Consider the following 24,134-nt stretch of genomic DNA (forward strand, 5'->3'; position numbering starts at 1 on the left):
GTCCTGTTCCCCGTCTTCATCTGTTCTATTCATGCTCAAAATAAGTATACCCGTGCAGGCTTTCCTTAAAAGCCCGCAAAATCGACTGACGTTGGGCGATGGTTATTTTACCGCTGCGCACGGCGTCTTCTGCCACTAAGCGAAACTTTTCCTGCATCTGTTTGGGTTCATACTCAACATAACTCAGAACATCAGAGATACTGTCACCGTGGAATTCACGCTCAAACTCGAATGTGCCATCGGGATCAATGGCAACGTTGACCACGTTGGTGTCGCCGAACAGGTTGTGTAAGTCCCCGAGCGTTTCCTGATAAGCGCCCACAAGAAACACGCTAAGGTAGTAATCTTCGTCTGGTTTTAATGCATGCAGGTTGAGTGTTCGGCTGATTCCTTCCGGGGTGGAGAAGTGATCTATCTTGCCATCACAGTCACAGGTTAAGTCGGCCAATACCGCCGACCGGGTGGGCTGCTCGTTGAGCCGATGAATCGGCATAATGGGAAACACTTGATCAATTGCCCAGATGTCTGGAAGTGACTGGAACAGGCTGAAGTTGCCGTAATAGATGTCTGACAATAATTCGGGTAGATTTTCGAGCTCAGGTGGCACCCTGTTCAATTGAGGAAGTATCGCTGCGACCTTCTGCAAGACGGCCAAGTAGAGGTTTTCTCCCAATGCCCTCTCCCGCAGAGTAGCCTGACCATGGTGGAATTCTTCACGTAACTCGTCTCGATAGAACAGAGCGTCGTTATAGCTTTCCTGAAAGTTGTCTGCGCACACTGTTTTGAGTGCCGACTGAAGGTTGACCAGTGTTTCGTTGCAATCCGCCGGCAGATTGTCAGCGATCGGTCCAGGGCTGCTGGTGCGCACATCGAGTATGTTGAACAGCAACATCGATGAATAGGCAACGGTGGCACGACCGGATTCGGTGATAATGACAGGATGTGCAATGCCGAGTGGATCGAAGGTCTCACAGATGCTCTCTACAATATTGGTGCAGTATTCGTGCAGCTGGTAGTTCATGCTGTGAGTGCTGTTGGTGCGCGCGCCCTCGTAGTCTACTGCGAGGCCGCCGCCTAAATCGAGATAACCCATCGGTGCGCCTTCCTCGACCAGGCCAGCGTAAAAACGGCAGGCATCTAGTACACCGCTGCGTACATTGCGAATATTGGGAATCTGGGAGCCTAGATGACAATGCAATAGCTGTAGGCAGTGCAGCATCCCGGCGTCGCGTAGGTTATCCACAATACTGATCAGTGAATCTGTGGACAATCCAAATATAGAGCGATCTCCACTGTCTTGGCTCCAGTGACCATCAACTGCGACGCTATTTTTGATGCGCACACCAATGAGCGGCTCGACGCCCAGTATCCGGCTGCGCTCAAGCACGAGTGGCAATTCGGTGATGGACTCCAGCACAAAGAAACAGGCAATGCCCATTTGTCTGGCATAGAGTCCCAGATCGATAAACTCGGCATCTTTGTAGCCATTGCATACAATCAGGCTGTCGTGATCCTTCAGCTGCGACAGTGCGATAATCAGCTCCGCTTTACTGCCTGCTTCAAAGCCGTGGTGATACCGGCGCCCGTAGTCGGCTATTTCTTCGATAACGTGGCACTGCTGGTTGACCTTGATAGGAAATACGCCGCGGTACGTATTCTGGTAGCCGCCTTGTTCTATGGCCTGTGCAAAAGATTCGTTCAAGAGCTTGATGCGGTGATCAAGCAGGTTGCGGATACGCAGCACCGCCGGCATGTGCAGTCCCCTCGCGCGCATGCCCAATACAATATCCATAATAGACACAGCGACCTGATGCTCTCCGAAATCTACGTTCACCTGTGCTTCGCCCTGCTCTGAAAGATCAAAGTATCCGGCGCCCCAGGTGTTGATGCCATAGAGTTCTGCGCTGCACTCGCTGCTCCAGCCTGCAGGCGTGGCTGCAGCTGATGTGATAGTGGGGCGCTCTTTGGGCATACGTTGTATCTCGTCTTATACAGTTGCTACGGGCAATGACCCGCGGTTGCATGATGTCTGCCGCTCGAGACCAACGGAACCTCAGGCGCAGGCCTGAGCATTCGATGACATAAGATGTCTATTGCTATCACGTCGGCGCGATTTTATTCCTGCCTGAGGAGAACGCAAGTATTTTCTGGCTCAGGTGCGTCTGAGCTTAGCCAGGATTCGCCCTATGGCAACGGCAACTCAATGGTCAAGGCCGCCAAAACAGTGGTTATCCGTGACGCCGCTCTGCAAAAAAATAGACCAGTGTGGTGAGCGAATAGGCCTCGGCTGACTCCAAATAGAAGGTCAATGGTTACAGGTTGAAAAAACTCTGGTATAAACTCACGCAACAGCTCATTTTCAAGGCTACAAGATATGGTCCGAGTAGTCATTTTCGCCACTCTTTTGTTACTCGCGTCTCTCCGTGTTAGTGCGTCAACCTTTCCCCGACCCCCAGCGTTAGAGCCAGCCGTCAGTTTTTGGGTCAAGGTCTATACCCAAATTTCTACTCAACAGGGATTCATTCATGACGATGAAAATCTGTCCGTTATCTACCAGACAGTTAGTGTTTCGCCTGCGCTCACTAGGCGCCAACGGGACCAGCAGATCGCCGCCGCGACCCAGCGTGTCAGGAACGCACTGAACAGCCTCGGCCAGGGTAAACTCAGCGCTTTCAGCGCCACTGAAACAGAGGTGCTTGCCGCCTGGCCGCTAGAAACGTCCTCTGAGACCTTTGCCCTCGCAGCTCAGCGGGTTCGTTTCCAACTGGGTCAATCGGACCGTTTTCTCGCCGGACTAGCCCGTTCTGGACAATGGAAACAGCATATCCGCGAAGTTCTAATCCACCATGATTTGCCTCTGGAATTGGGGGTGCTGCCCCATGTGGAGTCTTCCTTTAATCCCCGCGCGTACTCTAAGGTAGCAGCGGCGGGGATGTGGCAATTTATGCCTGCCACCGCACGTCAGTATATGCGGGTGGATACTGTGATGGATGAGCGCATGGACCCTTTCATCGCAACTGAAGGCGCGGCTAGGCTACTCAAGACTAATTATAAAATTACGGGCACCTGGCCATTGGCCCTGACCAGTTACAATCATGGTGCGGGCGGAATGACGCGTGCGGCAAAGACATTGGGCACCAAGGATATCGGCGTTATTGTTCGCAAGTACAAGAGTCCCTCCTTCGGTTTTGCCTCGCGCAACTTTTACGCCTCATTTCTTGCAGCGCTGCAGATTGATAGTGATCCCGGGCGCTATTTCCGCAAAGTAGCATGGGAGTCACCCACGTCTTTCGATGTTGTTACGTTGCCGGATTACATTTCAGCCAGTGCGTTGGCCCGCGCTGCCGGTATTAGTCTTGATCAGCTAAAACGTCACAATCCGGCACTGCTGGAGCCGGTATGGAGTGGGGATAAATATATTCCCCAGGGTTATCCTTTGCGGGTGCCCAAGGCGCAACTCAATAGACCGCTGGAGAAGACGGTGGCGTCCTTGTCTTCGAATGCCTATTTCAGTCAGCAAAAGCCAGACCGCATGCATCGCGTCGTTCCGGGTGATTCTTTGTCGACCATAGCCCAACGCTACGGGACTTCTGTATCAAACTTGATGGCCCTCAATGGTTTACGCAGTCACTCTATCCGCGCGGGTAAATCTCTACGCTTGCCGGGCTATAAGCCGGGCCAACCTTCGTCGGTCGCGAGCATCGTCGGTGGTCAGTTACAGGCGCGCGAGTATGTTATTCGAAGTGGCGACTCATTGTGGAGCATTGCGCGGCGGTTCAAGGTTTCCATGCAACAACTGGTAGCATGGAATGCGCTTTCTATTAAGAAGGCGATCCAGCCAGGTCAAAAATTAAAAATAGCCAGCGCCGGGTAAGATCTCTTTCATCTAAGGTATATTTGGGGGTGTGTTTGGGGTGTTTCCGGTTGAGCAATAAGGAAGATGAATGAACTGCAATGAGCAGCGTGATTCCAGTTACGTTTCCCCTGATGAGTTACGCAATACAACGCGGGCGGTGCGCCCCAAGGATGCGGCCACTCTGATTATTGTGCGTGGCGGCGGCAAGGAGCCACGTGTGCTAATGGGTAAGCGTGCCGCCAGCCATAAATTCATGCCGAATAAATTTGTTTTTCCCGGTGGCAAGGTGGATCCGGCGGATAGCCGCATTGTACCGCCGCACGATTTGCACCCGCAAGTGATGAAACGTCTGCGCCGAGGTTGCTCCGAAGTCCGGGCGCGTGCACTCGCATTAGCTGCAATTCGGGAGACCTACGAGGAGACAGGGCTGATCGTTGGAGAACCCCATACACACACAATTAAAACGCGCTCGCAACACTGGGCTGATTTTCTGCAGCACGATGTCAATCCACGACTGGATGTCCTGCACCTTATTGCCCGGGCCATTACGCCGCCTTACCGCGATCGTCGATTTGATGCCCGCTTCTTTATGGTTGATGCGGAACATATTCAAGGGGAGGTACATGAGCGGCCACAGGGTTCGGGAGAGCTGTTAGATTTGCACTGGGTGGGGCTGTCAAAGGCGCAGGAAATGGACCAACTCCCGCACATCACTCGAGCCGTGTTGCAGGAGTTAGAGCGGCGGTTACGTGAGGGGGCAGGCCCCGAAACGCCTGGTCCGTTCGTTCTTGTGCGCAATGGCAAGTCTGTAATCGAGTCAATCTGAAGAGTACCCCCGAAAAATCTAGCATTAGAGGCAAGCTCCTCAGGCACGCGAGATCGCCACTAATGCATTATCTAGAATCCGGCGGGCCCATGTACATGATTGGATTTTAGTGCGTTATCGGCCTGGCGGAAAAGAGGCAAAAATCGCGGTAGCGGCGGCATTGTATTTACCTTGGTCTTCGCTGTGCTGGCCTTTGAGGCGCGATTGAGTCACACCACGCCATACCGATTTTTTCAGCTCGGGGTCTATCATGTCGACGATGAACGTCCCCTGCGTATAGTTTTGTACCGAGACCTCAGTACGGGTTGGGCTGCAGTTCCAGCAATTGTATGCACTATAGCGATTGTAGCCCCCGTAATATCCACCGTATCCCCTGCCCATACCCATGCCCATCGTGGGAGTCTGATAGGTGCGCACGTCAGTTTTGTTCTGCGTGTCCAAAGTCCAACTGAGTAAAAGATCAGCCGTGGACGCATCCGTTACCATCTGAAAGCCTCGGTTGGTCAGTGCATAGGATAGCGCCTCGTCGATACGGTCGCGCTGTATGTCGCTCAGCTGCATCGGGTTATCACCTAAGACTTCGCCAGAGTTTCGATAAAAAGCGATAGTTTTCACCGCACTAAAGTCATAATCGGCTTTGTAATCTACGGTTGGCTTGGGTGGTCCGCTAGCGCAGGCGGCCAATAAGATGCTGACTGAAAATACAGTCAGTGCTCGCAATAGGGTCACAGAGGAATTGATCATTAGAATCTCCATTAGAGGTGGGCGCATGTCGTTGCGATTGTGACTTCAGTGTAACCAATTATTAGGAGTTTGGGCACGAAGGGGGTCAATTTATGCCGCAGGGTTGGGGTAAGGATGGAGGCGACTGGAGGAATTTACCGGTGGCGGCGGCTGTCACTCGATCATTTCGGTCATCCATCCAATAGCGATATTGCAGTGGTAGGATGCTAGCAAGATGCGTTTCCAGAGCTTTGACGAGTGTCAGTCGTGATTGCAGCCGTCCAACTGCAGGATCAGCGGCGAGTACCCCGCTACTCTGGGTATGCAGCGCCTGCAGCAGTGCTCCTGCGTCGCCCCCGGCGACTTGGCTAAGCAATACTTCGAAGTCACGATTCTGTGCCTGGTAATCGCCACTCAACCAGCGACACACATGCCGGTTGATACGCTTTAGCGCAGATACCGCTACAGCGAGGCTCACAACCGGATAATCTCCGGGGGCTCTCGGGGCCAGCCAGAACGACCGGTACTCGTCGCTGCCTAGAGTCGCATTGAAGATCAGCGCGGGTAATTGCTTCTGTCTCTGGCGCCAGGCTGCATCGATGGCATTCGCCAGCGTGCTGTTGTGGTCACGCAGCAGGTCAATGCACGGTGGCGCGAGCTGCAGATATTCCAGCTCCAGTAGGAGCCGCTGTGACGGTTTTGCATATCGACCGAGGCTACTGTTGCGCTTGCCAATGGTAGCTTGCACGGTACACCCACTCAGGTTCACTAGATCGAGCGTGTCGAGAGTCCCCCAGGGTATAGGCAGCTGCAGATCGACGACTACCGGTGGCACCTTAAGTTCGTCGGAGGGGGCGATAGATTGGGCTGCGCCTGTTCTACTGAGGTAAACCTCAAGCGGTGTATCAGGCTCGGCAGGCTGACAACCGTCTAGCAGAATGAGAAACGCACTGCACAGGAGCCATCGACTGCGCTCATGCTGACTTCCAGGAGTGCGTCGATGCAGCATAAATCGCTTCCTGCAGAGGCCCACTCCTTTATAGCGCAAAGGGCCATGATATGCGGCATCAATTCTAGTCTATTAGCTGCAGCGCAGCGGGTTTCAGGCTGCTCGGGCGCTTGCGCGCTGATGCCAGGCTTGCAAGTCGGGACAGGTGTCGGGGATGGATTCTTTTATCCAAGCCAGAAAATCGATCATCACCAGTAGATCAATATCAGCAATCGTAAAATTGTCACCTGCCAGCCAGGTTGATGAGGCCAGATGTGCGTCCAGTTGCGGCAGAATGTGGTGTATTTGCATTAAACCGCGTTCTGCCAGCTCAGGTATTTGGGGGGTATCTAGCGGCCCCGGCAGCGCCCGATTGTGAAAGTTTTTGCCGCGGTTACGCAGGGCGCTGGCGATGGCCACCATCAGGCCTTGAAACAGTCTGTGGCACCAGCTGATAGCTTGGGCCCGTTCTAATGGTGTGCTGCCCATAAGCGGTTGCTCGGGATGGAGTTCTTCCAGATAAGAGAACATGCCAATCACTTCTGTCAGCACTGTGCCGTCGTCTAGCACTAGGGCTGGTAGGGTGCATGCTGGGTTGACCTGCCGGTAGCTGTTATTCAGTTGCTCGGCTGTCATCATATCGATCTGTTGTGTGTCGATTTGAATGTCTTTGAGTTTGAGGAATAGGGAGAGGCGCCGTGGGTTGGGGGCGGGGTCATACGTATAGAGTTTCATTTGTGGCCTTTTTTGTTGCGGAAAAGATGACGGGTGAGCGGATCCTACTAGAGCCCTGCGCCAAAGTGGTGCTAGTGTGTCGCTCTTTTTTGTCTGGGGCAATAGTTTCAATCATCACGTTTTAACACCGACCATATGTGGCTATAATGCGCCGCTGACCAACCGAGGAACTCGCCGTGATGAATCGTATAGCTTTTAGTTTTTTAGTCGCCCTGCTGGCTGGCAGCGCTTTTGCTGCAGATTTGAGCGATGCCCAGCGTAACGCCATAGTGGAGCGGATCAAGCCGGTGGGCGAATCGTGTGTGGAAGGTGATAACACCTGCGCCGCAGCCCCTGCCACTGTAGTGAGTGCCGAACCGCGCTCAGGGGAAGCGGTTTACAACGCAGCTTGTATGGCCTGTCACAGTACTGGCGCCGCAGGTGCGCCTAAATATGGCGATGCCGTGGCCTGGAGTGGTCGAATCGCTAAGGGCATGCCGGCTTTGTACGCCACTGGCGTTGGGGGTGTTCCCGGCACCGGCATGATAGCCAAGGGGGGTTGCATGACCTGTTCTGATGAGGATGTGTATGCTGCTGTGGACTACATGGTTGCTGGCAGCCAGTAAAGAGGACCTGCTCAGGCGAATAAATCCTTAAGCCCGGCCAACGTTTCTTGGCCGCGCTCCTCATTGGCGTCCTGCGTGTCCTGACCACCGCCTTGCCATTGCAGGTCATCTTGGGGTAATTCGGCGATAAAGCGGCTGGGCTCACAGTTGATGGTTTCGCCAAACTGGCGACGCTTCAGAGCCATGGTCATGCTCAGGGTTTGTTGCGCTCGAGTGATGCCGACATAGGCCAGTCGCCGTTCCTCCTCAATGTTATCTTCCTCGATACTCGCTCGGTGGGGCAATAGTTTCTCCTCCATGCCGATAATGTAGACGTGCGGAAACTCCAAGCCCTTGGCGGCGTGCAGCGTCATTAGCTGCACACTTTCGGGCCCTTTTTCTTCCTCGTCTTGCTGCTCCAGAAGATCTCGCAGCACCAGGCGGGAGATCGCCTCATCTAGCGCAACTTGCTCGTTCGACATAACCCGCTGCAGGCCGTCGATCAAAAAATGGACATTACCCATACGCCGTTCTGCCACGTCCTCGCTGGAACTGAGTTGGTCAAGCCAGCCCTCGTAGTCAATGTCGCGTATCATTTGCCGCACACCTGAGACGCTGTCGTAGCCGGCGCAGCTGCTGCGCACGCCATCCATCCACTGCCGAAACTCGCGCAGGCGTTTGAGCCCGGCCTCGGGTACCTGATTCGAATCAATGCTGCTACAGGCCTGATTCAGGCTGCAACGATTGGCGAGCGCGAAATTGCCCAATGCTTCAAGTGTCGAGGTGCCGAGCTTGCGTCTGGGTACGTTGGCGATACGCAAAAAAGCGTTGTCATCGTTCTCGTTTATGATGAGACGGAGGTAGGCCATGATGTCCTTCACCTCATTGCGGGCGAAGAATGACGTTCCCCCGCTGAGATGGTAGGGCACCTGCTGCTGTTGCAGCGCCAACTCAATCAAGCGTGACTGGTGGTTACCTCGATACAGGATGGCATAGTCGCCAAAGCGTGTGCGTCGGCGTAACTTATGGTCAAGAATTTCTGCAACAACCTGATCTGCTTCGTGTTGCTCGTCACTGCAGCGAATAATGCGGATAGGTTCACCGTAGCCCAGTTCACTCCAAAGCTGTTTGTCGAACACGTGCGGATTATTGGCGATCAGGGTGTTGGCAGCCTTGAGTATGCGTGCCGTGGAGCGATAGTTTTGCTCCAGTTTGACAACTTTCAGACCGGAAAAGTCCTCTTGCAGTTGTACCAGATTCTCGGGCCGGGCACCGCGCCAGGCATAAATGGATTGGTCATCGTCTCCTACTACCGTAAGCCCGCTGCCGAGGCCTATCAGCTGTTTTACCAGTAGATACTGGCTAGAATTGGTGTCCTGATATTCATCGACCAACAGGTAGTGGATTTGGTTCTGCCACTTTTCCAGAATGGCGGGTGAGTGCTCAAAGAGTATTGTAGGGAGCAGGATCAAGTCGTCGAAATCAAGCGCATTGTAGGCTTTCAGGGCACGTTTGTAGCGCAGGTAGGCTTGTGCACACAGCATGTCCGCTGGACTGGTGGCATTCGCCAGCGCCTGTTCTGGTAGCACGCGATCATTTTTCCAATTGGAGATACGTTGCGCGATGGTGTTCGCCTGGTCGCCCTCTGCACCGTACTCCTGAATCAGTAGATCACGTATCAGGGTGCGAGTGTCCTCCCCATCGAAGATGGAAAAACCCGATTTAAGCCCTAGCGCCTTGCGCTCGGTGCGGATGATCTTCAGACCTAATTGGTGAAACGTGCTGACCGTGAGCCCTTCCGCCGCATTGCCACGCAACAGTTTGCCTATCCGTTCTTTCATCTCGCGTGCCGCTTTATTGGTAAAGGTTACCGCTGCAACGTGACTGGCATTGATGCCACAGATATCCACTAGATAGGCAATTTTTTGGGTGATAACACTGGTTTTACCACTGCCAGCACCGGCGAGAACCAAAAGGGGGCCGTCGATATAGCGCACGGCCTCGCGTTGTCGGAGGTTCAGTTGTGGCACGCGGTTAACGATTCCTGACCACTTTTGCGACGGAACTGGCTGTGGCAGTGAGAAGTCCGTCGCTGTTGTAGAGTCGAGCCTCTAAAAAGGCGGTTTTATAGCTGCATTTGATGATCTTGCCGACCGCCCGCAGGCAGCCTGCTCGGGTAGGTTCCAGATAAGTGGTATTGATGTCGAGGGATGAGAGCCCGCTTATATCTTCGCCTGAGGCAAAGACAGCGTGGCTCATGGCTGCGTCCAGCATTACCGTGATGAATCCCCCTTGCACCACGTCGATAGAATGACAAAAGTCCGTACTGACCATAAATTCAAAGCTGCAGGATTGTTCCTGCTGATCGATAGCCACAATTTTACCGCCTAGCATCGCTATAAAGCCGGGCCGGTGTGCATTGAGCCGTTCAATGATCGAAAACTCGCTCATGTCAGGGTGTCTCCGCGGAATACGCTGGCGCTACAGAAGTGATTTTATTCATACGTGCACAAGTAGGCTGTCTCTGTCGATACTTGAACGTCGAACGTTTCGTTAGCGGCTACGATAAAGTGGTCTCCTGCATTGTAGGTTACCCAGTCTCCTGCGCCAGGTAGCCTCACGGTGAGAGCCCCGCTGATAACGCTCATGGTTTCTTTTTGAGTGGTGCCAAACTCGAACTCTCCAGCGGCCATCACGCCAACAGAGGCGGGAAGTGTTGCGGTCTGAAAAGCGATGGAAGCGACCTTGCCATCAAAATATTGGTTAATGTGAAACATTGAACTCCTCAGAACAGTTTGCATAAAAAATACGGGAGATGATTTTCGCTTTTTTTTAAGGGCAAAGTAAAAAGAAAAATGCCGTGAGCGTGAATTAAAAAGGCAAAAAGGCCATTGTTGTGTGTCCGATTAGCACATGCCCCGGGTTTTTTAGTTTAACTGGCCGTGCGCCTGCTCAGAATTCCCTTATTTGTCTTATAGATGCAACACCATCAGGTATGTTTGCAACCCTAGATATCCTGAGAGATGGATCCGCCCTCTAGCTCTGCATCCAGCAAGGCGCCGGTGATGTTATCCATGGGGGACTCACGGTGCTTCTCCGCCAGATTCGTTGCGTATTGGATGACCTCCAGTGACGCCAGCTGTCCCTCTAACTCGGAAATTGACATATCCGGGTCATCGGCGAAGATCATGGTGTTGGTCCATTCAAAAAACTTCTTGCGATCTTTAAGCGGTACGCCCAGTAGTTCCAGAATGCCGATTAATGGCAGTTCTGCGGAGACCTCCTCTACGAATTCGCACGCTCCTTTGCTCACCACCGCATCGACGATACGTTTTGCATGCTCGCGGAATTTGGGTGCATAGGATTCAACGCGCTTTGGCGTAAACGCATTGCGCACAACGCGACGCACCTTCTGGTGTTGAGGCGGGTCCATATTAATAATGGTGTGACAGTGGATGTTATCGACCATGTCCTGGTCGTATTCCATGGGGAAGGCGGAGCGGGCTGCGGAGGAGAAGAGTATTGGATTCTTGGAAACAGTATCCATTTCTGTGATCCGCGTGACCACCCAATAGGGCACCCTAGTGATGGGATCCTCCAGCTTAACGACCGGGCCAGATTCGCGGATTTCTGTAAGTTTGCCGCAGGGCATACCCTCAGCGTAAGTGCCCGGGTCGAGTAGGTTGGCGAAAGGGCATTGGTCAACAGGTTTCTCCGACGATCAAAATGAGTCTATCTAAGCAGCGGCTCAAACCAACAACTATTAGTTTATAGCTGATTTTCGCATAATGGAATCTTCGGGTAACGCTCATCAGGCAACGGGGTGCAGTCCAGTTCCAGCTGTCGTTCTTGTGTCAGTAGCGGTAGGCAAGTGCCTCGGTGATATGGGCTATACCGATGGACTTGGACTGTTCGAGATCCGCGAGTGTGCGCGCTACCCGCAGTGTCCGATGCAACCCTCTTCCCGATAGGTGCATTTGCGTTGCGGCCGATATAAGACTTTTACTCTCTGCCTTTCCCAGTGCGCAAATGCGTCCTAACTTGTCGGGAGACAGCTGTGAATTAGGGCTACCTTGGCGCTCTTCTTGCAGCACGCGGCAGCGATAGACCCGCTCTTGGACCACCGCAGATGCTTCGCCGAACGTGGCTGGGGCCAATAATTCCCTAGGCGTTAACCGGCTGACCTGAACGTGGAGGTCGATACGGTCCAGTAGCGGCCCTGACACCCGTGATCGATAGCGCTGGATTTGTTCCGGTGTGCAGCGGCAGGGCCGATCGGGGTCGCCGAGGTAGCCGCAGGGGCAGGGGTTCATTGCGGCGACTAACTGAAATCGCGCAGGGTAGGTGATCCTGTGGCTAGCGCGCGCGAGAGTGATCTCACCGGACTCCATCGGTTCCCTTAGGACTTCGAGGCAATGGCGGCTAAATTCTGGCAATTCGTCCAAAAACAGCACACCCCCATGAGCTAGGGAGATTTCTCCCGGACGCGGCTTGCTGCCGCCACCGACTAGAGCCGCAGCGCTGGCGCTGTGGTGTGGATTGCGAAATGGCCGCTGAAAGACAAAGTCGCCCTCGGCAGAAGGGCTGTCAATATCGCGTAAGGCCAGACCAAGCAGGACCTCGTGCGGGGCAGGTGGCGGCAGTATGCCGGGCAAGCGACTGGCAAGAAGCGTTTTTCCCGTGCCCGGAGGGCCCCAGAGTAAGAGGTTGTGGCCACCCCCAGCGGCTATTTCCAGTGCGCGCCGGGCACCTTCCTGTCCTACAACGTCGCACAAATCCGGGTGACCCTGCACCGTAGCGGCGACGCCGGCCTGCGTGACTGCGATTTTCTCACTGCCGTTGAGGTGCGCGCAGAGTGTGAGAATGTCTGGCGCGGCAATCACCCTACTGCCCGGGACGATTGCGGCAGCTGAGGCGCATGCGGTGGCAACGACCAGTTGGCGACCCTTGCCGCTCGCCGCGACGGCGGCGGCAACGACACCTGGGACGGGCCGCAGGCTGCCATCGAGAGCCAACTCTGCGAGAAATTCATGTTGTGCAAGAGAGTGCTGTGGCATTTGCCCAGAGGCACTGAGAATACCCAGTGCGATCGGCAGGTCAAAGCGCCCGCCTTCCTTGGGCAGGTCGGCCGGAGCCAGGTTTACGGTGATACGGCGATCAGGGAAGGTGAAGTGGGAGTTGAGGATGGCGCTGCGTACGCGGTCTTTGCTCTCTCGCACGGCTGTCTCTGGCAAGCCAACGATATTAAAGGCCGGCAGGCCGTTGGATAAATGCGTTTCTACTTCTACCAAAGGGGCGTCAATGCCCGATAGCGCACGGCTATAAATTACAGACAGTTCCATGGCTCTTCCTTGAGCGTGTTATTGTTGCTTCTGTGACGGGATCCTGCGCGCTGGCTGAACCCCCGCTATTCACTTCTGGGTCAGGTGTTCCAGTTCTTGGGTCATTTCCTCCAATGTCGCTTCCAGTAAAACCACGCGGGCACGGGTACGCTGGAGTATTTCAGTTTGGGCGTCAAACTCCTCGCGGCTCACCATATCAAGTCGAGACAATGTCGATTGCGCCAATGCGCGCAGGCTTTTATCCACGTCACTCTTAACGCCGCTGGCGCCGACCAGTTCGCTGACCTGCTGTAGAAGCTCCCAAGGAGGTGGGGGTACTTTTAGTGCCATGAGCTTACCTTTGCGCGTAATTGTGAGTCGGCCAAAGTCTAGACCATTTTTCCGACCGGGCACAGCGCATAAACACGCACCGTATTGGTGCGCCGCACGATAATGTGGCCTTGTCACGGGTTCCAATGAGCACATATTAAGAGAATATATTTCATATCTTATTGAAAAATAACAATAATATATTTTTTGGCACAGACTCTGCATTATCTCGGCTGACAGTCTAGTGAGGTGGACGCAAAGCCCCCCGCAGCACCCAGATACTGCCTGACTAGTACTGCGTAATTTGACGTTAAACTCTAGGAGTAGATAACATGAAAAACAAAATACTGTTAACCGCAGTAGCCACTTCAACCCTTTTGGCTGGTATAGCCGCAACGTCCGCACAGGCCTTTGATATCAGCGGCAACATGGCACTGGTATCCGACTACCGATTCCGTGGTATCTCTCAGACCGGTGAAGACGCCGCTGTGCAGGGCGGATTGGATGCGTCTTTCGAGTCTGGTTTCTATGTAGGAACGTGGGCATCGTCGGTTGATTTTGGCGATGTTGATGATGGTAGCGGCAGCTTTGGAACGATGGAGATTGACTATTATGCCGGATGGGGTGGTCCTATCGGCGATACCGACTTCAGTGTTGATGTCGGTTATATGTATTACCAGTATCCGGGCGACACCGTTAACCCTAGCGGCGACTATGCGGAGTTTCACGTCACCGGTTCTTGGGAGGATTTGTCTGTGGGTGTGATTTACTCTGACGACTTTTATGCTGAGACGGGTAAGTACATGTACTATTCCGGCGACTACAGTATGACTTTCGCGGAAGACTTTTCTCTGGCGTTACACGCTGGCTACAACGATTTTGATGAAGCCGGTTTCTTCGCAACCGATACGGATACGTACGCCGACTACTCGGTGACTCTCGGCTATACGTTCAAAGGGGTTGACCTGTCGGTGGCTTGGGTAGGCACAGACCTGGACGATGTGGATTGCTTCGACTCCAGCATCTGTGATGATACTGCCGTTTTCAGCATTAGCAAAAGCCTTTAACCGCCTCGGGTCGACCAGTTTTCTGGTCGACGCTCTCACTCTGGAGATTTTTATGAAACTAATTACGGCCATTGTTAAGCCATTTAAGCTAGACGACGTGCGCGAGGCGCTGTCAGAGATTGGCGTTCAAGGAATTACTGTGACCGAGGTCAAAGGGTTCGGGCGACAGAAGGGCCACACGGAGCTCTATCGTGGGGCGGAATACGTTGTCGATTTTCTGCCAAAAATAAAGATTGAGGTGGCCGTTGCCGGCGGTGCTGTAGATCAAACCATCGAAGCCATTACCAATGCAGCCAATACCGGCAAAATTGGTGACGGCAAGGTATTCGTCTCCGAACTGGAGCAAGTGATTCGTATTCGTACCGGCGAGACCGGCGAAGACGCAATTTAACCATATCCCTAAACGACCGTTAGCGGAGAACTATACTCATGGAACAAAATATTTTCGAACTACAGTACGCCCTAGACACATTTTACTTCCTGATCTGCGGTGCACTCGTAATGTGGATGGCAGCAGGGTTCGCTATGCTGGAGGCAGGCCTGGTCCGCTCCAAGAACACGACAGAGATACTACTGAAGAACATCTCACTGTATGCAGTGGCATGTACCATGTACATGATCTGCGGTTACGCGATTATGTACGGAGGTGGTGACTTCTCTCTGTTTTTGAATGACATCGAGTCTAACGGCGTGACGGGTGCAGAAGAGCCAGCCACTTATGCGCCCTCTGCTGATTTCTTCTTCCAGGTAGTGTTTGTCGCTACGGCAATGTCTATCGTGTCCGGTGCTGTAGCCGAGCGTATGAAATTGTGGGCATTTCTTGCCTTCGCGGTTGTTATGACGGCCTTCATCTACCCGATGGAAGGCTCCTGGACCTGGGGTGGACAGTCGGTTTTTGGCATGTACACACTGGGCGATCTTGGCTTCTCTGACTTTGCTGGGTCTGGCATCGTGCACATGGCCGGCGCGTCCGCAGCTCTCGCTGGTGTGCTTCTGCTGGGAGCACGAAAAGGTAAGTACGGCGCAGACGGCTCGATTAAGCCGATCCCCGGCGCCAATATGCCTATGGCAACGTTAGGAACCTTCGTCCTATGGATGGGCTGGTTCGGCTTTAATGGCGGCTCTGTGCTGGCAACAGCGAGTGTTGACAGTGCCAACGCTGTTGCAGTGGTTTTCATGAACACTAATGCGGCGGCGGCGGGTGGTCTGATCGCGGCCATGGTCTTAGCCAAAGTTATGTTTGGCAAGGCGGATCTGACTATGGCGCTTAACGGTGCATTAGCCGGGCTGGTCGCCATTACTGCCGAGCCATCTACCCCCACCGCTTTGCAGGCTACATTATTCGGCGGTCTTGGTGGTGTGTTGGTGGTGTTTGCCATTATCACATTGGATAAGCTGAAGATTGATGATCCTGTTGGTGCCATCTCAGTACACGGCGTGGTCGGTCTGTTGGGGCTGCTACTAGTGCCGTTTACCAACGACGGCTCATCATTTAGCGGCCAGCTTATCGGCGCTGCCACTATATTTGTCTGGGTCTTTGGGACGAGCCTGATAGTTTGGGGCATTCTGAAAGCGGTCATGGGTATCCGTGTCAGCGAGCAGGAAGAATACGAGGGTGTAGATATGTCAGAGTGCGGCATGGAAGCCTACCCTGAATTTGTTGGCGCCAGCGGCAGCGGTCGCTAGCAAGGACAGACTTTGCGGGCGCATTTAACCATGCGTTTTTTTGGGGGCCTTCGGGCCCCTTTTTTTGTTATACCTTAGGAGCCTGCGTTATAATGGTATCGGTTAATGACGTTTCGCGTGCTATTGTTGTGTCACTAGAGCGTGTATCTCACGAGAATGAACTTTGAGGAAGACTAAGCAATGTATAAACAAATCATTATCGCCTCCAGTATTGCAGTGCTCACCATGAGTTTAGCCGCGTGTGGCGGCGGCGGAGCCACCACCCAGGTTGATGCCAGGGGAACTCAGGGACAGCAGTTGATGGATCTTAAGGAAGCTCTTGATAAGGGCGTGATAAATCAGAAAGAGTACGATCAAACAAAGAAAAAAATACTGAAGTCCTGAATTCGCACGTTTTATCGATGGTCACTGATGTCGAGGATGGCCTTCGGTAATTGTCGGAGGTTCTCGATTTCCCTGTCCGCCCTGTCCCCATCTGGCCAGGTTTTCTGTCGAGAATTCACCCATACCGTGTGCATGCCCATGTCGCGGGCACCCCGAATATCATGTTCAGGATCATCACCCACGTGAATAATCTGCTCAGCAGCAACGCCCGTTTGTTTTAGTGCGGCTTGGAACATGGCGGGATGAGGCTTGCTAGCGCCCATGTGTTCGGCCGAAAATGCGAAATCAAAATAGTCGGCGGCATCGGTCTTGTAGATGTCAGCATTACCATTAGTTAAGGCTCCTAGGGTGTAGCGTTGCGCTAGTCGTTCCAGAACACCCAAGGCTTCCTCGTAAAATACCACCTTATGCCGCGCCACTAAAAACACTTCAAATGCTTGTTGCGCGCCGATGTGTGCATCTTCTTTGGAGTAACCCCCGGCAATCTGGAGTTCGTAAAGCATTTGGGTGCGCATTTGGCTGACGTGGTGCAATAGCTCAGGGTGGCGTTTCCAGACGGATTTTTTAAACTCTAACAGGGACTCCTGGTCGAAAGCGTCCACAGCGCCGGGGCGGTGTTGCAGTAGCCACTGTTGTTGCACTTGCTCCGCCTTGATGAGAGCAGGTTCTACATCCCATAAGGTATTATCTAGATCAAAGGTGATGACGGAAATTGTCATCTTAGCTATCTTTGCGACGTTTGGCCCGCGGGTGCGATGCATCGTACACCTTGGCGAGGTGCTGAAAGTCGAGATGAGTGTAAATCTGTGTGGTCGAGATGTTTGCATGGCCCAGTAGTTCTTGGACGGCTCGCAGGTCGCCGCTGGATTCCAGCATGTGACTGGCAAACGAGTGGCGCAACATGTGAGGATGTATGTCCTGATGCATGCCGGATTTGCGACCCTGAAGCTTCAGCCGGGCCTGAATATTGCGCACACTGATGCGGCGGCCGCGATTACTGGTGAAAAGAGCACCAGGGTCGGCTGTCTCTGCAGGGTCTAACGGGCGCAGTTCCAGCCAGCGCGCAATGGTCTGCAGTGCTGTGGAGCCTACCGGGACGGTTCGCGTTTTTCTACCCTTGCCGGTTACGGTCAACAGTTTGGATTGTGGGTCTATGTCGTTGACATTCACCGCGGCTAATTCCGCCAGGCGCAGCCCCGAGGAGTAAAACAATTCCGCCATCGCGCTGTCGCGACATGCGACCGCTGTTTCTGACTCGAAGACCAGATACTTGTCTACCTGATCTGCATCCAGAGTTTTGGGTAGCTTGCGGGGCTTGCGAGGAGCCTGCACGCTGGTCGCGGGATTGCGCAGTACGCCGTTTTCACGCCCGAGAAAGTTAAAATACGAGCGGGTGGCGGAGAGACTGCGCTGAATGCTGCCACCGGCCAGACCTCGACGGTGTAGCTGGCTTGCCCATGCACGAATATCGGCCTCTACCAGCTCCTCCATGGCATCCTTATTGTGTGTTTCGCAGTAACGCTGCAGGGATAGCAAGTCGCGCTTGTAGTTACTGGTGGTATGAGGCGAAAGTCTGCGTACGTCTTGCAGATAAGTGATAAATCGCGCTGCGGACTCGTTTAGTGTAGCGTCCAGCGCGGTGTCTTCGATCACGATGCGCTTAGTGGTTCGTATTGGGTAGGTTGGGAAGCAGCTTCACGATAACGTCCGCGATATGAGCGAGAAAGAGTGTGCCCGTCTTGCTGTTGTAGCGGTTGGCGTCTGAGCTACCAACTGCGATCAGTCCTAACTGTTCGGTAGATCCCAATGGCATGATGGCGGCCGAACCGACCCCCTTTCCTTCCGGGAAGAGAAATATGAGTTCCTCCGTCCTCAGCGTGCCGCAGATGGCCTTGTGACCTCGGAAGAGGGAGCCGATCTCTTGTTTCACCCTCTCATGTGATGTGGTTCGACACCCTTCAGTATTGTCGTTTTTGGCGTACAGGATCATACTAGCGTGTTCTACATTAAAGTCAGCCGCCATCGATGTGATGAAGGTGCTGTAAAGTGCCTCGACAGAATTGGCATCCAGTAGCTTCAGCACCAGTGTGCGCGTTTTCTCAAATAGAGCATCGTTGTCCTTTGCATTCGCGGAAAGAGCTTTAAGTCGTTGGCGTAGTTCCGTGCTGCGTTCGCGCATAACACTGACCTGCTTCTCCACTAGCGATACGGCGCTACCTGATGCATGTGAAACATGCAGAAAGTCCAGCATATCGGGATAGCGCTGCAGAAAATCATCATGGTTTTTAAGGTATTCACGCACAATCTCGTCATTGATTTCGCTGTCTGCGCTTTGCACGTCTGTATTCTGTTCTTTGCTGACTGCCATGATTGTTACCTCTCCTACCTTGGATGGCCCCGCTGACGAGGACTCAAATTTTTATGGTTCCGTCGAACACCACCGCAGTGGGCCCTGTCATTATCACCGACTGGCCTTCTCCCGCCCACGATACCGAAAGCTTACCCCCCGGCAACGCTACTGTCACGGAATCACTCAGCCAGCCGCGTGAAATACCGTAAACAACAGCGGCACAGGCGCCCGTCCCACAGGCCAGAGTTTCGCCAACGCTCCGCTCATAGACGCGCAGCTTAATTTCCTTTTTCGAAACGATTTGCATGAAACCGACGTTAACGTGTTGTGGAAAGTCAGAATGTGACTCGATAAGCGGCCCGAGACGCTCGATCTCGCTCCCGCTGGTGCTCTCAACCCGCAATATAGCATGCGGATTTCCCATCGACACTGAGCCAATTTCCAACTCTGTACTGTCTACCAGAAGGGGATAACTCTGCTGTCTGGCAGCCACCGCGAGGGGAATCTTTTCGGGTTCGAACTCCGGCGCACCCATATCGACTTCAACTTCATGGTTGCGGAGTACGCGCAGTTCAATAATACCTGCCGCCGTTTCCACGCTGATAGTCCGCTTGCGGGTCAGGTTCTTTTCGCGGACGAAGATGGCGAAACAACGAGCGCCATTACCGCACTGCTGCACCTCGTTGCCGTCGGCATTGTAGATGCGGTAATGAAAATCCACCTTTGGATTGTGCGGCGCTTCTACTACCAGTACCTGATCGCACCCCACGCCAAAATGTCGGTCCGCTAGCCTGCGCACGTCTTGCGGGCGGAGCTTGTAATCCTGGCTGATCAGGTCAATAACGACAAAGTCGTTGCCCGCGCCGTGCATTTTGGTGAAGTGTAACTGCATACTAAGCTCGTGGTCTGATTAGTCAGAGGCGTTTTGGTCGGGTAACACGATTTCGCCACGGATAAGATCCGCCAGCGTTTCTCGGGGTCGCACCAGATGTGTGTGATCAACGTCTACCATGATTTCTGGAGCGCGACCACGACTGTTGTAATTGGAACTCATGGTAAAACCATAGGCACCCGCGCCAAACATCGCCAGAAGATCACCCTGAGCCAGTGTCAGCTCTCTTCCTTTTCCAAGGAAATCACCGGTTTCACACACGGGGCCTACCACATCCCATTGCGCACATTGTCCCTCTGCATTTTTCTCCACGCGCTGGATGTCCATCCATGCCTCATAAAGTGCCGGGCGAAGCATATCGTTCATCGCCGTATCAACCAGCGCAAAGTGATGGTCAGGCGTAGATTTAAGATACTCCACCTGCATGACCAGCACGCCTGCGTTGGCGGCAATAGAGCGTCCGGGCTCAAACATTAACTGTACATTGCGGTCGCCCAGCACCTGCCTAATCGCAGCGATGTACTGCCCGATGGAGGGCGGCTCTTCGTCGCGGTAATGTACGCCCAGTCCGCCGCCCAGATCCAGATGGCGAATGACGATGCCCAGCCCCGCTAACGTATCGACTAGCTCCAGTAGGCGGTGCAGAGCGTCGATAAACGGACTGACTTCGGTCAGTTGTGAGCCTATGTGGCAATCCAGCCCAACGATCTGCACGTTATCCAATTGTGCGGCGTGCTGGTATACCCGCAGCGCCTCATCGATCGTCAGCCCGAACTTATTTTCACGCAGGCCGGTAGAGATATAGGGATGCGTTTTTGCATCCACATCCGGGTTCACTCTGATGGATATGGGAGCGATCTGACCACGCTGACCGGCGACGTTGTTAAGCACTTCCAGTTCTGCTGCTGATTCAAGGTTGAAGCAGTGAATGCCCAGTTCCAGCGCCCTCGCCATCTCTTCAGGCTTTTTGCTGACACCAGAAAATACGACTTTGGATGGATCGCCGCCAGCGGCGACTACCCGTTCCAGTTCACCACCCGAGACGATATCGAACCCTGCGCCTAGTTTAGCCAGTATACTAAGTACCGCTAGATTGGAGTTGGCCTTTACTGCGTAGCAAATCAGGTGCTTGGCACCTTCAAGCGCTTGTCGGTATTCCATGAAGGCATCTTCCAGAGCCGATCGGGAATAAATATAGCAAGGCGTACCGTGGGCGGCAGCGATCGCTCTGACGGCAACATTTTCCGCGTACAAGCTGCCCTCACGATAAGTAAAATAGTTCATTGGTTAGCCTCGGCTCAGGACGCTTTGTTCTTCTGCTCGGCGCCGTCTACAGGTGCGGCGGGTGGGCGTGGGGCTTCCTCGGACGGCATATATAGCGCCCCTGTCTGCCCACACCCGCCGAGGACGCCAATGGTGAGTGCAATTAGCATGAAGATATGGGAATAAGGCATACGCTGCTCCAGTTTATAATGGGGCAAATTATACCGCCTGCTGGTAAGCGGCGCGAACAGCCCTTACCATTGAATTGTGCACACTCTGGCGGAACACGCCCTGTTGACTCGCATGATAAAGGAGGCAATGCCTATTTGTTTATCGTTGAACGATTGCGCACAGCGACCATGCCTTGAGGTTTTTTTATTGGCACATGGCGCTCGGTGGGTGTCTCTAGTTCTGGCATGGCGACCTTTTGCCGCGCTTTGGCAGGCCTTGCCAAAGTGACCTCCTCACACCAGTGGTGGTTTGGAGCAAGGACGCCTTGGTAGCGGGTGAGATTGATTCTGGGCGCTGTGCCGGTATCAATTCACCCTCTAAAGGTGTTGTGTAAAAGCGCTGACAGTTAGCTAACGCTGAGGATGGCGGGGCGGTTGCTGTAAACTGGCACTAGGTCCGATCGCAAGAAGCGCCGGCGCCTAGGTCCAAATCGTCTCTTCCTGTACTGTCTATGCGGCAGTTTTTCTGCCGACGATATAAAATAGAAAATCCTTGGTGTTAAGTGAAGTGTCCTTGTCGAATAATCTAAACGTTTTTAGTACTCTGCTGACAATATTTTTTAAAAATTTGTGCCTGCGTAATACGATTTCGAATGAGAGGCCTATAGGGTATATTCTTTTCCCCCACTGTTTGTCTACTATCGTTAATCCCATACTCTCGAGATAATTTTCGAGAGATTTTTCTGAAAAGTAAAAAAGATGTGCTATCGATAGATGCTGTCCTTTAGTCCCAAATAATTTCGAGTGTACAGTGAAAATGTTGGGAACTTCAATGACTATTACGCCGTGTTCAGCTAACACGTGGTCTTTGATCGTATTAATAAATTCAGTCGGTCTGGGAACGTGCTCCAGAACATTGAACAGTGCGACGACATCACATTTATTTTGAAAATCTATATTTTTAAGATCTATTTCCTCGTGAACAGTTAGGCCTAGATGTTCTCTGCCATAAGTCACTGCATCTTTGTTTAGCTCAGCTCCAGAAGAATCAAACCCTGACTTTCGTGCTTCATCTAAAAACAGTCCTCCGCTACAGCCCACCTCGAAAATTTTACCCTCAGATTTAAATTTTTTGATTTGATCCAGTCGCCATTGTGCTGTTTTTCGACGACCGTTTTCGTTTTTCAAGTAATTCACAACATACTTTTTATGGTCAGCGTAGTTCATTTCTATCTGTGGATTTGAAAAAGTAACCTGGCAGCTTTTGCAGGTTACGATATTAGAATGATCTTTAATTCTTTTGTAGAGCATGACGAAGTCACTCGCGCCACATAATGCACAAGATTCAAGTGTGGTTTCTCTGCTGCCCATTTTTCGCTCCTGTCATAGCCCTATTATTTTATCAGCGTATAGAGAATTAAAGGAAGAATATTTTTTTAGTAATGAAGCCAGGCTGCAATAAACTAACGGCAGAAAACATTCAGGCCTGCTTGCATTAGCGCGGAATTTTAACCAAAATTTATAGCTGTCGTCCCATAATCTATCTGACCGTATCACTGGAAAATTTAAATATCAATATAATTTATGCTGCGGGGGATCGATTAAAGCAGCGCGGATTTCGGTCGCCGAAGCTGTAACTAAATTTGCGTAACTGCCTAACATTAACCCAAACGCTTGATGAGGATGGGCAGGTTGTGGACAAGAAAGAGGCACAGGCAATCACCTAATCGCGGCCTCTGACTGCGGTTTATCCTATCGTTTACCTGCACTGGATTTTCGTACCAACCGTATCAGATAGGAAGGACTTTGAGCTCAAAAGGCCACGTGCAGGCACCCAGTCTTCCGTCAAGCATAGGAAATATGAACGGGGTGTGTTGACTAGGTCATCGACTCGTTCCTGAGCCGGCCCTGACAGCTTCGCGAAGATGTTATCTACTGTCCCGACATCGTACTCGCATCATTGAGGAAGTCATTCATGTTCGTTCATTGTTGAATGCGCGAGGCAAGCGCGGTGACGATGCAAGAGGCCTCGCTTTCGCGCCTATTTAATGGTGCGTCACGTAGTCGTGCGGATCTTCGCCGCGGACCAGGCGGTAGTCGTCACGAGGGCAGTACTTGTCGAGCGTATGCTTGTGGCCACCCCAGATGTCCTCGCAGCGAGCGTTGGCGAAGTGGATAGCAATGGCCCGACGTAGCCCTTCCGTCTTGTTGAAGCCTGAGCCGTGGATGATATTCGAGTGAAAGAACACCGTATCACCAGCCTCCATCTCGATGTGGACCCGGGCGCTCGTGTCCACGCCCTTCACGCCGAGGAAGAGGTGATTCTTGTGCTCCCAATCCGGATAGTCGTGGTCGTGTGTTTCGCCCTTGTGACTCCCCGGGATCATCACGAGGCAACCGTTTTCACGAGTGATGGGCTCGAGAGCTGACCAGACTCCGACGATGGAATCCGCGGGGCGGAAGGGAAAGTAGATGAGATCCTGATGCAGCGGGTGCCGCCCATCAACGTGGGGCGGCTTATTGAGATACATGCTGTTCATGGAAATGAGGTCGGGCCCAATCAATTGTTCCACTTGGTTCAGCAGGGGCGCGAAGGCCGAGTACTTGCGCAGCACCGGATCGGCCTGAACAAAGTTCATCTTGCTGATGCCGTGAGCCTTGGTCTTCGGCGTGACCAGGCCCTTTGCCACCTCGACATTTCTGACCACCTGCATGTTCTCGGCAGGTTCGCAGACGCCGTCCGCTACGTCGGCAAAGCGCTGATTCAGCTCAGCAATCAGGTCCGCCGGCAATAGGCCGCGGCGAACGACATAACCGTTTTCAAAATACTCGTCTCTCATCATTCCTCGCGATTTATTTGAGGCCTATACGATGAGTATAGGGCAAAAAACCCACTGTTGTGAGTAGAGTTTCTGGCTGATTTTGCTAATTGAACATTAGAGCTTCGTAAAAAGCTTAC

Annotated in this window: 26 protein-coding genes; 7 read left to right on the plus strand and 19 right to left on the minus strand. The window is 53.0% G+C overall.

The features are described 5' to 3' along the window. Positions 1-25: 25 nt before the first annotated feature. Positions 26-1,972 carry a biosynthetic arginine decarboxylase gene (gene speA / locus ABXT62_RS01545; RefSeq protein ID WP_415356792.1) on the minus strand — a complete coding sequence of 649 codons (1,947 nt, stop codon included), beginning with the start codon at positions 1,970-1,972 and terminating at the stop codon, positions 26-28. 402 nt (positions 1,973-2,374) lie between these two features. On the opposite strand from speA, the gene ABXT62_RS01550 reads away from it, so the two are divergent. Then, positions 2,375-3,874 (plus strand): LysM peptidoglycan-binding domain-containing protein, encoded by a 1,500-nt coding sequence (locus ABXT62_RS01550; protein ID WP_415356793.1) that lies wholly within the window; start codon positions 2,375-2,377, stop codon positions 3,872-3,874. 70 nt (positions 3,875-3,944) lie between these two features. Then, on the plus strand, positions 3,945-4,682 hold the full coding sequence (locus ABXT62_RS01555) for an NUDIX hydrolase (RefSeq protein ID WP_415356794.1): 738 nt from the start codon (positions 3,945-3,947) through the stop codon (positions 4,680-4,682). Between the two features lie 114 nt (positions 4,683-4,796). Here the strand turns inward: ABXT62_RS01555 and ABXT62_RS01560 are convergent, their stop codons facing one another. From ABXT62_RS01560 to ABXT62_RS01570, 3 genes are all read right to left on the minus strand, one after another. Next, positions 4,797-5,426, minus strand: coding sequence for a DUF4136 domain-containing protein (locus ABXT62_RS01560; protein ID WP_415356795.1), 630 nt, complete (start codon positions 5,424-5,426; stop codon positions 4,797-4,799). 85 nt (positions 5,427-5,511) lie between these two features. After that, positions 5,512-6,414, minus strand: coding sequence for a DUF3080 family protein (locus ABXT62_RS01565; RefSeq protein WP_415356796.1), 903 nt, complete (start codon positions 6,412-6,414; stop codon positions 5,512-5,514). 93 nt (positions 6,415-6,507) lie between these two features. After that, positions 6,508-7,128: a glutathione S-transferase family protein gene (locus ABXT62_RS01570; protein ID WP_415356797.1), complete on the minus strand. Its 621-nt coding sequence runs from the start codon at positions 7,126-7,128 to the stop codon at positions 6,508-6,510. A gap of 179 nt (positions 7,129-7,307) precedes the next feature. Here ABXT62_RS01570 and ABXT62_RS01575 point away from each other — a divergent pair, with 179 nt between their 5' ends. After that, positions 7,308-7,733, plus strand: coding sequence for a c-type cytochrome (locus ABXT62_RS01575; RefSeq protein WP_415356798.1), 426 nt, complete (start codon positions 7,308-7,310; stop codon positions 7,731-7,733). Between the two features lie 11 nt (positions 7,734-7,744). Here ABXT62_RS01575 and rep read toward each other — a convergent pair whose 3' ends face one another. The 6 genes from rep to ABXT62_RS01605 all read right to left on the minus strand — a co-directional run bounded on the left by rep (position 7,745) and on the right by ABXT62_RS01605 (position 13,384). Then, positions 7,745-9,742, minus strand: a complete 1,998-nt coding sequence (gene rep / locus ABXT62_RS01580) for a DNA helicase Rep (protein ID WP_415356799.1) — start codon at positions 9,740-9,742, stop codon at positions 7,745-7,747. Positions 9,743-9,746: 4 nt separating this feature from the next. After that, positions 9,747-10,163, minus strand: a complete 417-nt coding sequence (locus ABXT62_RS01585) for a PaaI family thioesterase (RefSeq protein ID WP_415356800.1) — start codon at positions 10,161-10,163, stop codon at positions 9,747-9,749. Between the two features lie 44 nt (positions 10,164-10,207). Further along, the gene (locus ABXT62_RS01590) at positions 10,208-10,489 is read right to left on the minus strand and encodes a pyrimidine/purine nucleoside phosphorylase (protein WP_415356801.1); all 282 of its coding nucleotides are present in this window, start codon (positions 10,487-10,489) and stop codon (positions 10,208-10,210) included. A gap of 230 nt (positions 10,490-10,719) precedes the next feature. After that, positions 10,720-11,364, minus strand: coding sequence for a hypothetical protein (locus tag ABXT62_RS01595; RefSeq protein ID WP_415356802.1), 645 nt, complete (start codon positions 11,362-11,364; stop codon positions 10,720-10,722). 202 nt (positions 11,365-11,566) lie between these two features. Next, complete coding sequence (locus ABXT62_RS01600; RefSeq protein ID WP_415356803.1) at positions 11,567-13,054, minus strand: YifB family Mg chelatase-like AAA ATPase; 1,488 nt, start codon at positions 13,052-13,054, stop codon at positions 11,567-11,569. A 69-nt stretch (positions 13,055-13,123) separates the two neighbouring features. Next, positions 13,124-13,384 carry an accessory factor UbiK family protein gene (locus ABXT62_RS01605; RefSeq protein WP_415356804.1) on the minus strand — a complete coding sequence of 87 codons (261 nt, stop codon included), beginning with the start codon at positions 13,382-13,384 and terminating at the stop codon, positions 13,124-13,126. A 311-nt stretch (positions 13,385-13,695) separates the two neighbouring features. Here ABXT62_RS01605 and ABXT62_RS01610 point away from each other — a divergent pair, with 311 nt between their 5' ends. From ABXT62_RS01610 to ABXT62_RS01625, 4 genes are all read left to right on the plus strand, one after another. After that, entirely contained in the window at positions 13,696-14,430 is a 735-nt protein-coding gene (locus ABXT62_RS01610; protein ID WP_415356805.1) for a TorF family putative porin, read from the plus strand. A gap of 52 nt (positions 14,431-14,482) precedes the next feature. Continuing rightward, positions 14,483-14,821 (plus strand): P-II family nitrogen regulator, encoded by a 339-nt coding sequence (glnK, locus tag ABXT62_RS01615; protein WP_415356806.1) that lies wholly within the window; start codon positions 14,483-14,485, stop codon positions 14,819-14,821. A gap of 38 nt (positions 14,822-14,859) precedes the next feature. Next, complete coding sequence (locus ABXT62_RS01620; protein ID WP_415356807.1) at positions 14,860-16,116, plus strand: ammonium transporter; 1,257 nt, start codon at positions 14,860-14,862, stop codon at positions 16,114-16,116. A 180-nt stretch (positions 16,117-16,296) separates the two neighbouring features. Continuing rightward, positions 16,297-16,500 carry an SHOCT domain-containing protein gene (locus tag ABXT62_RS01625; protein WP_415356808.1) on the plus strand — a complete coding sequence of 68 codons (204 nt, stop codon included), beginning with the start codon at positions 16,297-16,299 and terminating at the stop codon, positions 16,498-16,500. An 11-nt stretch (positions 16,501-16,511) separates the two neighbouring features. On the opposite strand, the gene ABXT62_RS01630 is transcribed toward ABXT62_RS01625, so the two are convergent. The 9 genes from ABXT62_RS01630 to ABXT62_RS01670 form a co-directional block, all read right to left on the minus strand. Continuing rightward, positions 16,512-17,219, minus strand: a complete 708-nt coding sequence (locus ABXT62_RS01630) for an HAD family hydrolase (RefSeq protein WP_415356809.1) — start codon at positions 17,217-17,219, stop codon at positions 16,512-16,514. Position 17,220: 1 nt separating this feature from the next. After that, positions 17,221-18,153 carry a tyrosine recombinase XerC gene (gene xerC / locus ABXT62_RS01635; RefSeq protein ID WP_415356810.1) on the minus strand — a complete coding sequence of 311 codons (933 nt, stop codon included), beginning with the start codon at positions 18,151-18,153 and terminating at the stop codon, positions 17,221-17,223. A 7-nt stretch (positions 18,154-18,160) separates the two neighbouring features. Then, positions 18,161-18,868 (minus strand): DUF484 family protein, encoded by a 708-nt coding sequence (locus tag ABXT62_RS01640; protein WP_415356811.1) that lies wholly within the window; start codon positions 18,866-18,868, stop codon positions 18,161-18,163. 43 nt (positions 18,869-18,911) lie between these two features. Then, positions 18,912-19,742, minus strand: coding sequence for a diaminopimelate epimerase (dapF, locus tag ABXT62_RS01645; RefSeq protein ID WP_415356812.1), 831 nt, complete (start codon positions 19,740-19,742; stop codon positions 18,912-18,914). Positions 19,743-19,760: 18 nt separating this feature from the next. Beyond that, on the minus strand, positions 19,761-21,026 hold the full coding sequence (gene lysA, locus ABXT62_RS01650; protein WP_415356813.1) for a diaminopimelate decarboxylase: 1,266 nt from the start codon (positions 21,024-21,026) through the stop codon (positions 19,761-19,763). A 14-nt stretch (positions 21,027-21,040) separates the two neighbouring features. After that, positions 21,041-21,223, minus strand: a complete 183-nt coding sequence (gene lptM, locus ABXT62_RS01655; RefSeq protein WP_415356814.1) for an LPS translocon maturation chaperone LptM — start codon at positions 21,221-21,223, stop codon at positions 21,041-21,043. A 104-nt stretch (positions 21,224-21,327) separates the two neighbouring features. Next, a complete protein-coding gene (locus ABXT62_RS01660) occupies positions 21,328-21,459 on the minus strand; it encodes a hypothetical protein (RefSeq protein ID WP_415356815.1) in 132 nt (43 codons plus the stop codon). A gap of 226 nt (positions 21,460-21,685) precedes the next feature. Continuing rightward, positions 21,686-22,546, minus strand: coding sequence for a class I SAM-dependent methyltransferase (locus ABXT62_RS01665; protein ID WP_415356816.1), 861 nt, complete (start codon positions 22,544-22,546; stop codon positions 21,686-21,688). 674 nt (positions 22,547-23,220) lie between these two features. After that, a complete protein-coding gene (locus ABXT62_RS01670; protein WP_415356817.1) occupies positions 23,221-24,018 on the minus strand; it encodes a phytanoyl-CoA dioxygenase family protein in 798 nt (265 codons plus the stop codon). Positions 24,019-24,134 lie beyond the last annotated feature (116 nt).

Origin of the sequence: Halioglobus sp. Uisw_031, assembly GCF_047729875.1 — a bacterium.
In the GTDB taxonomy this organism is placed as follows: Bacteria; Pseudomonadota; Gammaproteobacteria; order Pseudomonadales; family Halieaceae; genus Marimicrobium.

Coding starts and splice junctions, on each gene's coding strand:
- ABXT62_RS01555 (WP_415356794.1), top strand. CDS start 3,945: ATGAACTGCAATGAGCAGCGTGATTCCAGTTACGTTTCCCCTGATGAG.
- ABXT62_RS01585 (WP_415356800.1), bottom strand. CDS start 10,163: ATGAGCGAGTTTTCGATCATTGAACGGCTCAATGCACACCGGCCCGGC.
- ABXT62_RS01630 (WP_415356809.1), bottom strand. CDS start 17,219: ATGACAATTTCCGTCATCACCTTTGATCTAGATAATACCTTATGGGAT.
- ABXT62_RS01620 (WP_415356807.1), top strand. CDS start 14,860: ATGGAACAAAATATTTTCGAACTACAGTACGCCCTAGACACATTTTAC.
- ABXT62_RS01600 (WP_415356803.1), bottom strand. CDS start 13,054: ATGGAACTGTCTGTAATTTATAGCCGTGCGCTATCGGGCATTGACGCC.
- ABXT62_RS01640 (WP_415356811.1), bottom strand. CDS start 18,868: ATGGCAGTCAGCAAAGAACAGAATACAGACGTGCAAAGCGCAGACAGC.
- ABXT62_RS01605 (WP_415356804.1), bottom strand. CDS start 13,384: ATGGCACTAAAAGTACCCCCACCTCCTTGGGAGCTTCTACAGCAGGTC.
- ABXT62_RS01625 (WP_415356808.1), top strand. CDS start 16,297: ATGTATAAACAAATCATTATCGCCTCCAGTATTGCAGTGCTCACCATG.
- ABXT62_RS01590 (WP_415356801.1), bottom strand. CDS start 10,489: ATGTTTCACATTAACCAATATTTTGATGGCAAGGTCGCTTCCATCGCT.
- ABXT62_RS01665 (WP_415356816.1), bottom strand. CDS start 22,546: ATGGGCAGCAGAGAAACCACACTTGAATCTTGTGCATTATGTGGCGCG.
- ABXT62_RS01565 (WP_415356796.1), bottom strand. CDS start 6,414: ATGCTGCATCGACGCACTCCTGGAAGTCAGCATGAGCGCAGTCGATGG.
- ABXT62_RS01610 (WP_415356805.1), top strand. CDS start 13,696: ATGAAAAACAAAATACTGTTAACCGCAGTAGCCACTTCAACCCTTTTG.
- ABXT62_RS01550 (WP_415356793.1), top strand. CDS start 2,375: ATGGTCCGAGTAGTCATTTTCGCCACTCTTTTGTTACTCGCGTCTCTC.
- glnK (WP_415356806.1), top strand. CDS start 14,483: ATGAAACTAATTACGGCCATTGTTAAGCCATTTAAGCTAGACGACGTG.
- ABXT62_RS01595 (WP_415356802.1), bottom strand. CDS start 11,364: ATGCCCTGCGGCAAACTTACAGAAATCCGCGAATCTGGCCCGGTCGTT.
- ABXT62_RS01670 (WP_415356817.1), bottom strand. CDS start 24,018: ATGATGAGAGACGAGTATTTTGAAAACGGTTATGTCGTTCGCCGCGGC.
- ABXT62_RS01560 (WP_415356795.1), bottom strand. CDS start 5,426: ATGATCAATTCCTCTGTGACCCTATTGCGAGCACTGACTGTATTTTCA.
- ABXT62_RS01575 (WP_415356798.1), top strand. CDS start 7,308: ATGAATCGTATAGCTTTTAGTTTTTTAGTCGCCCTGCTGGCTGGCAGC.
- lysA (WP_415356813.1), bottom strand. CDS start 21,026: ATGAACTATTTTACTTATCGTGAGGGCAGCTTGTACGCGGAAAATGTT.
- ABXT62_RS01570 (WP_415356797.1), bottom strand. CDS start 7,128: ATGAAACTCTATACGTATGACCCCGCCCCCAACCCACGGCGCCTCTCC.
- speA (WP_415356792.1), bottom strand. CDS start 1,972: ATGCCCAAAGAGCGCCCCACTATCACATCAGCTGCAGCCACGCCTGCA.
- dapF (WP_415356812.1), bottom strand. CDS start 19,742: ATGCAGTTACACTTCACCAAAATGCACGGCGCGGGCAACGACTTTGTC.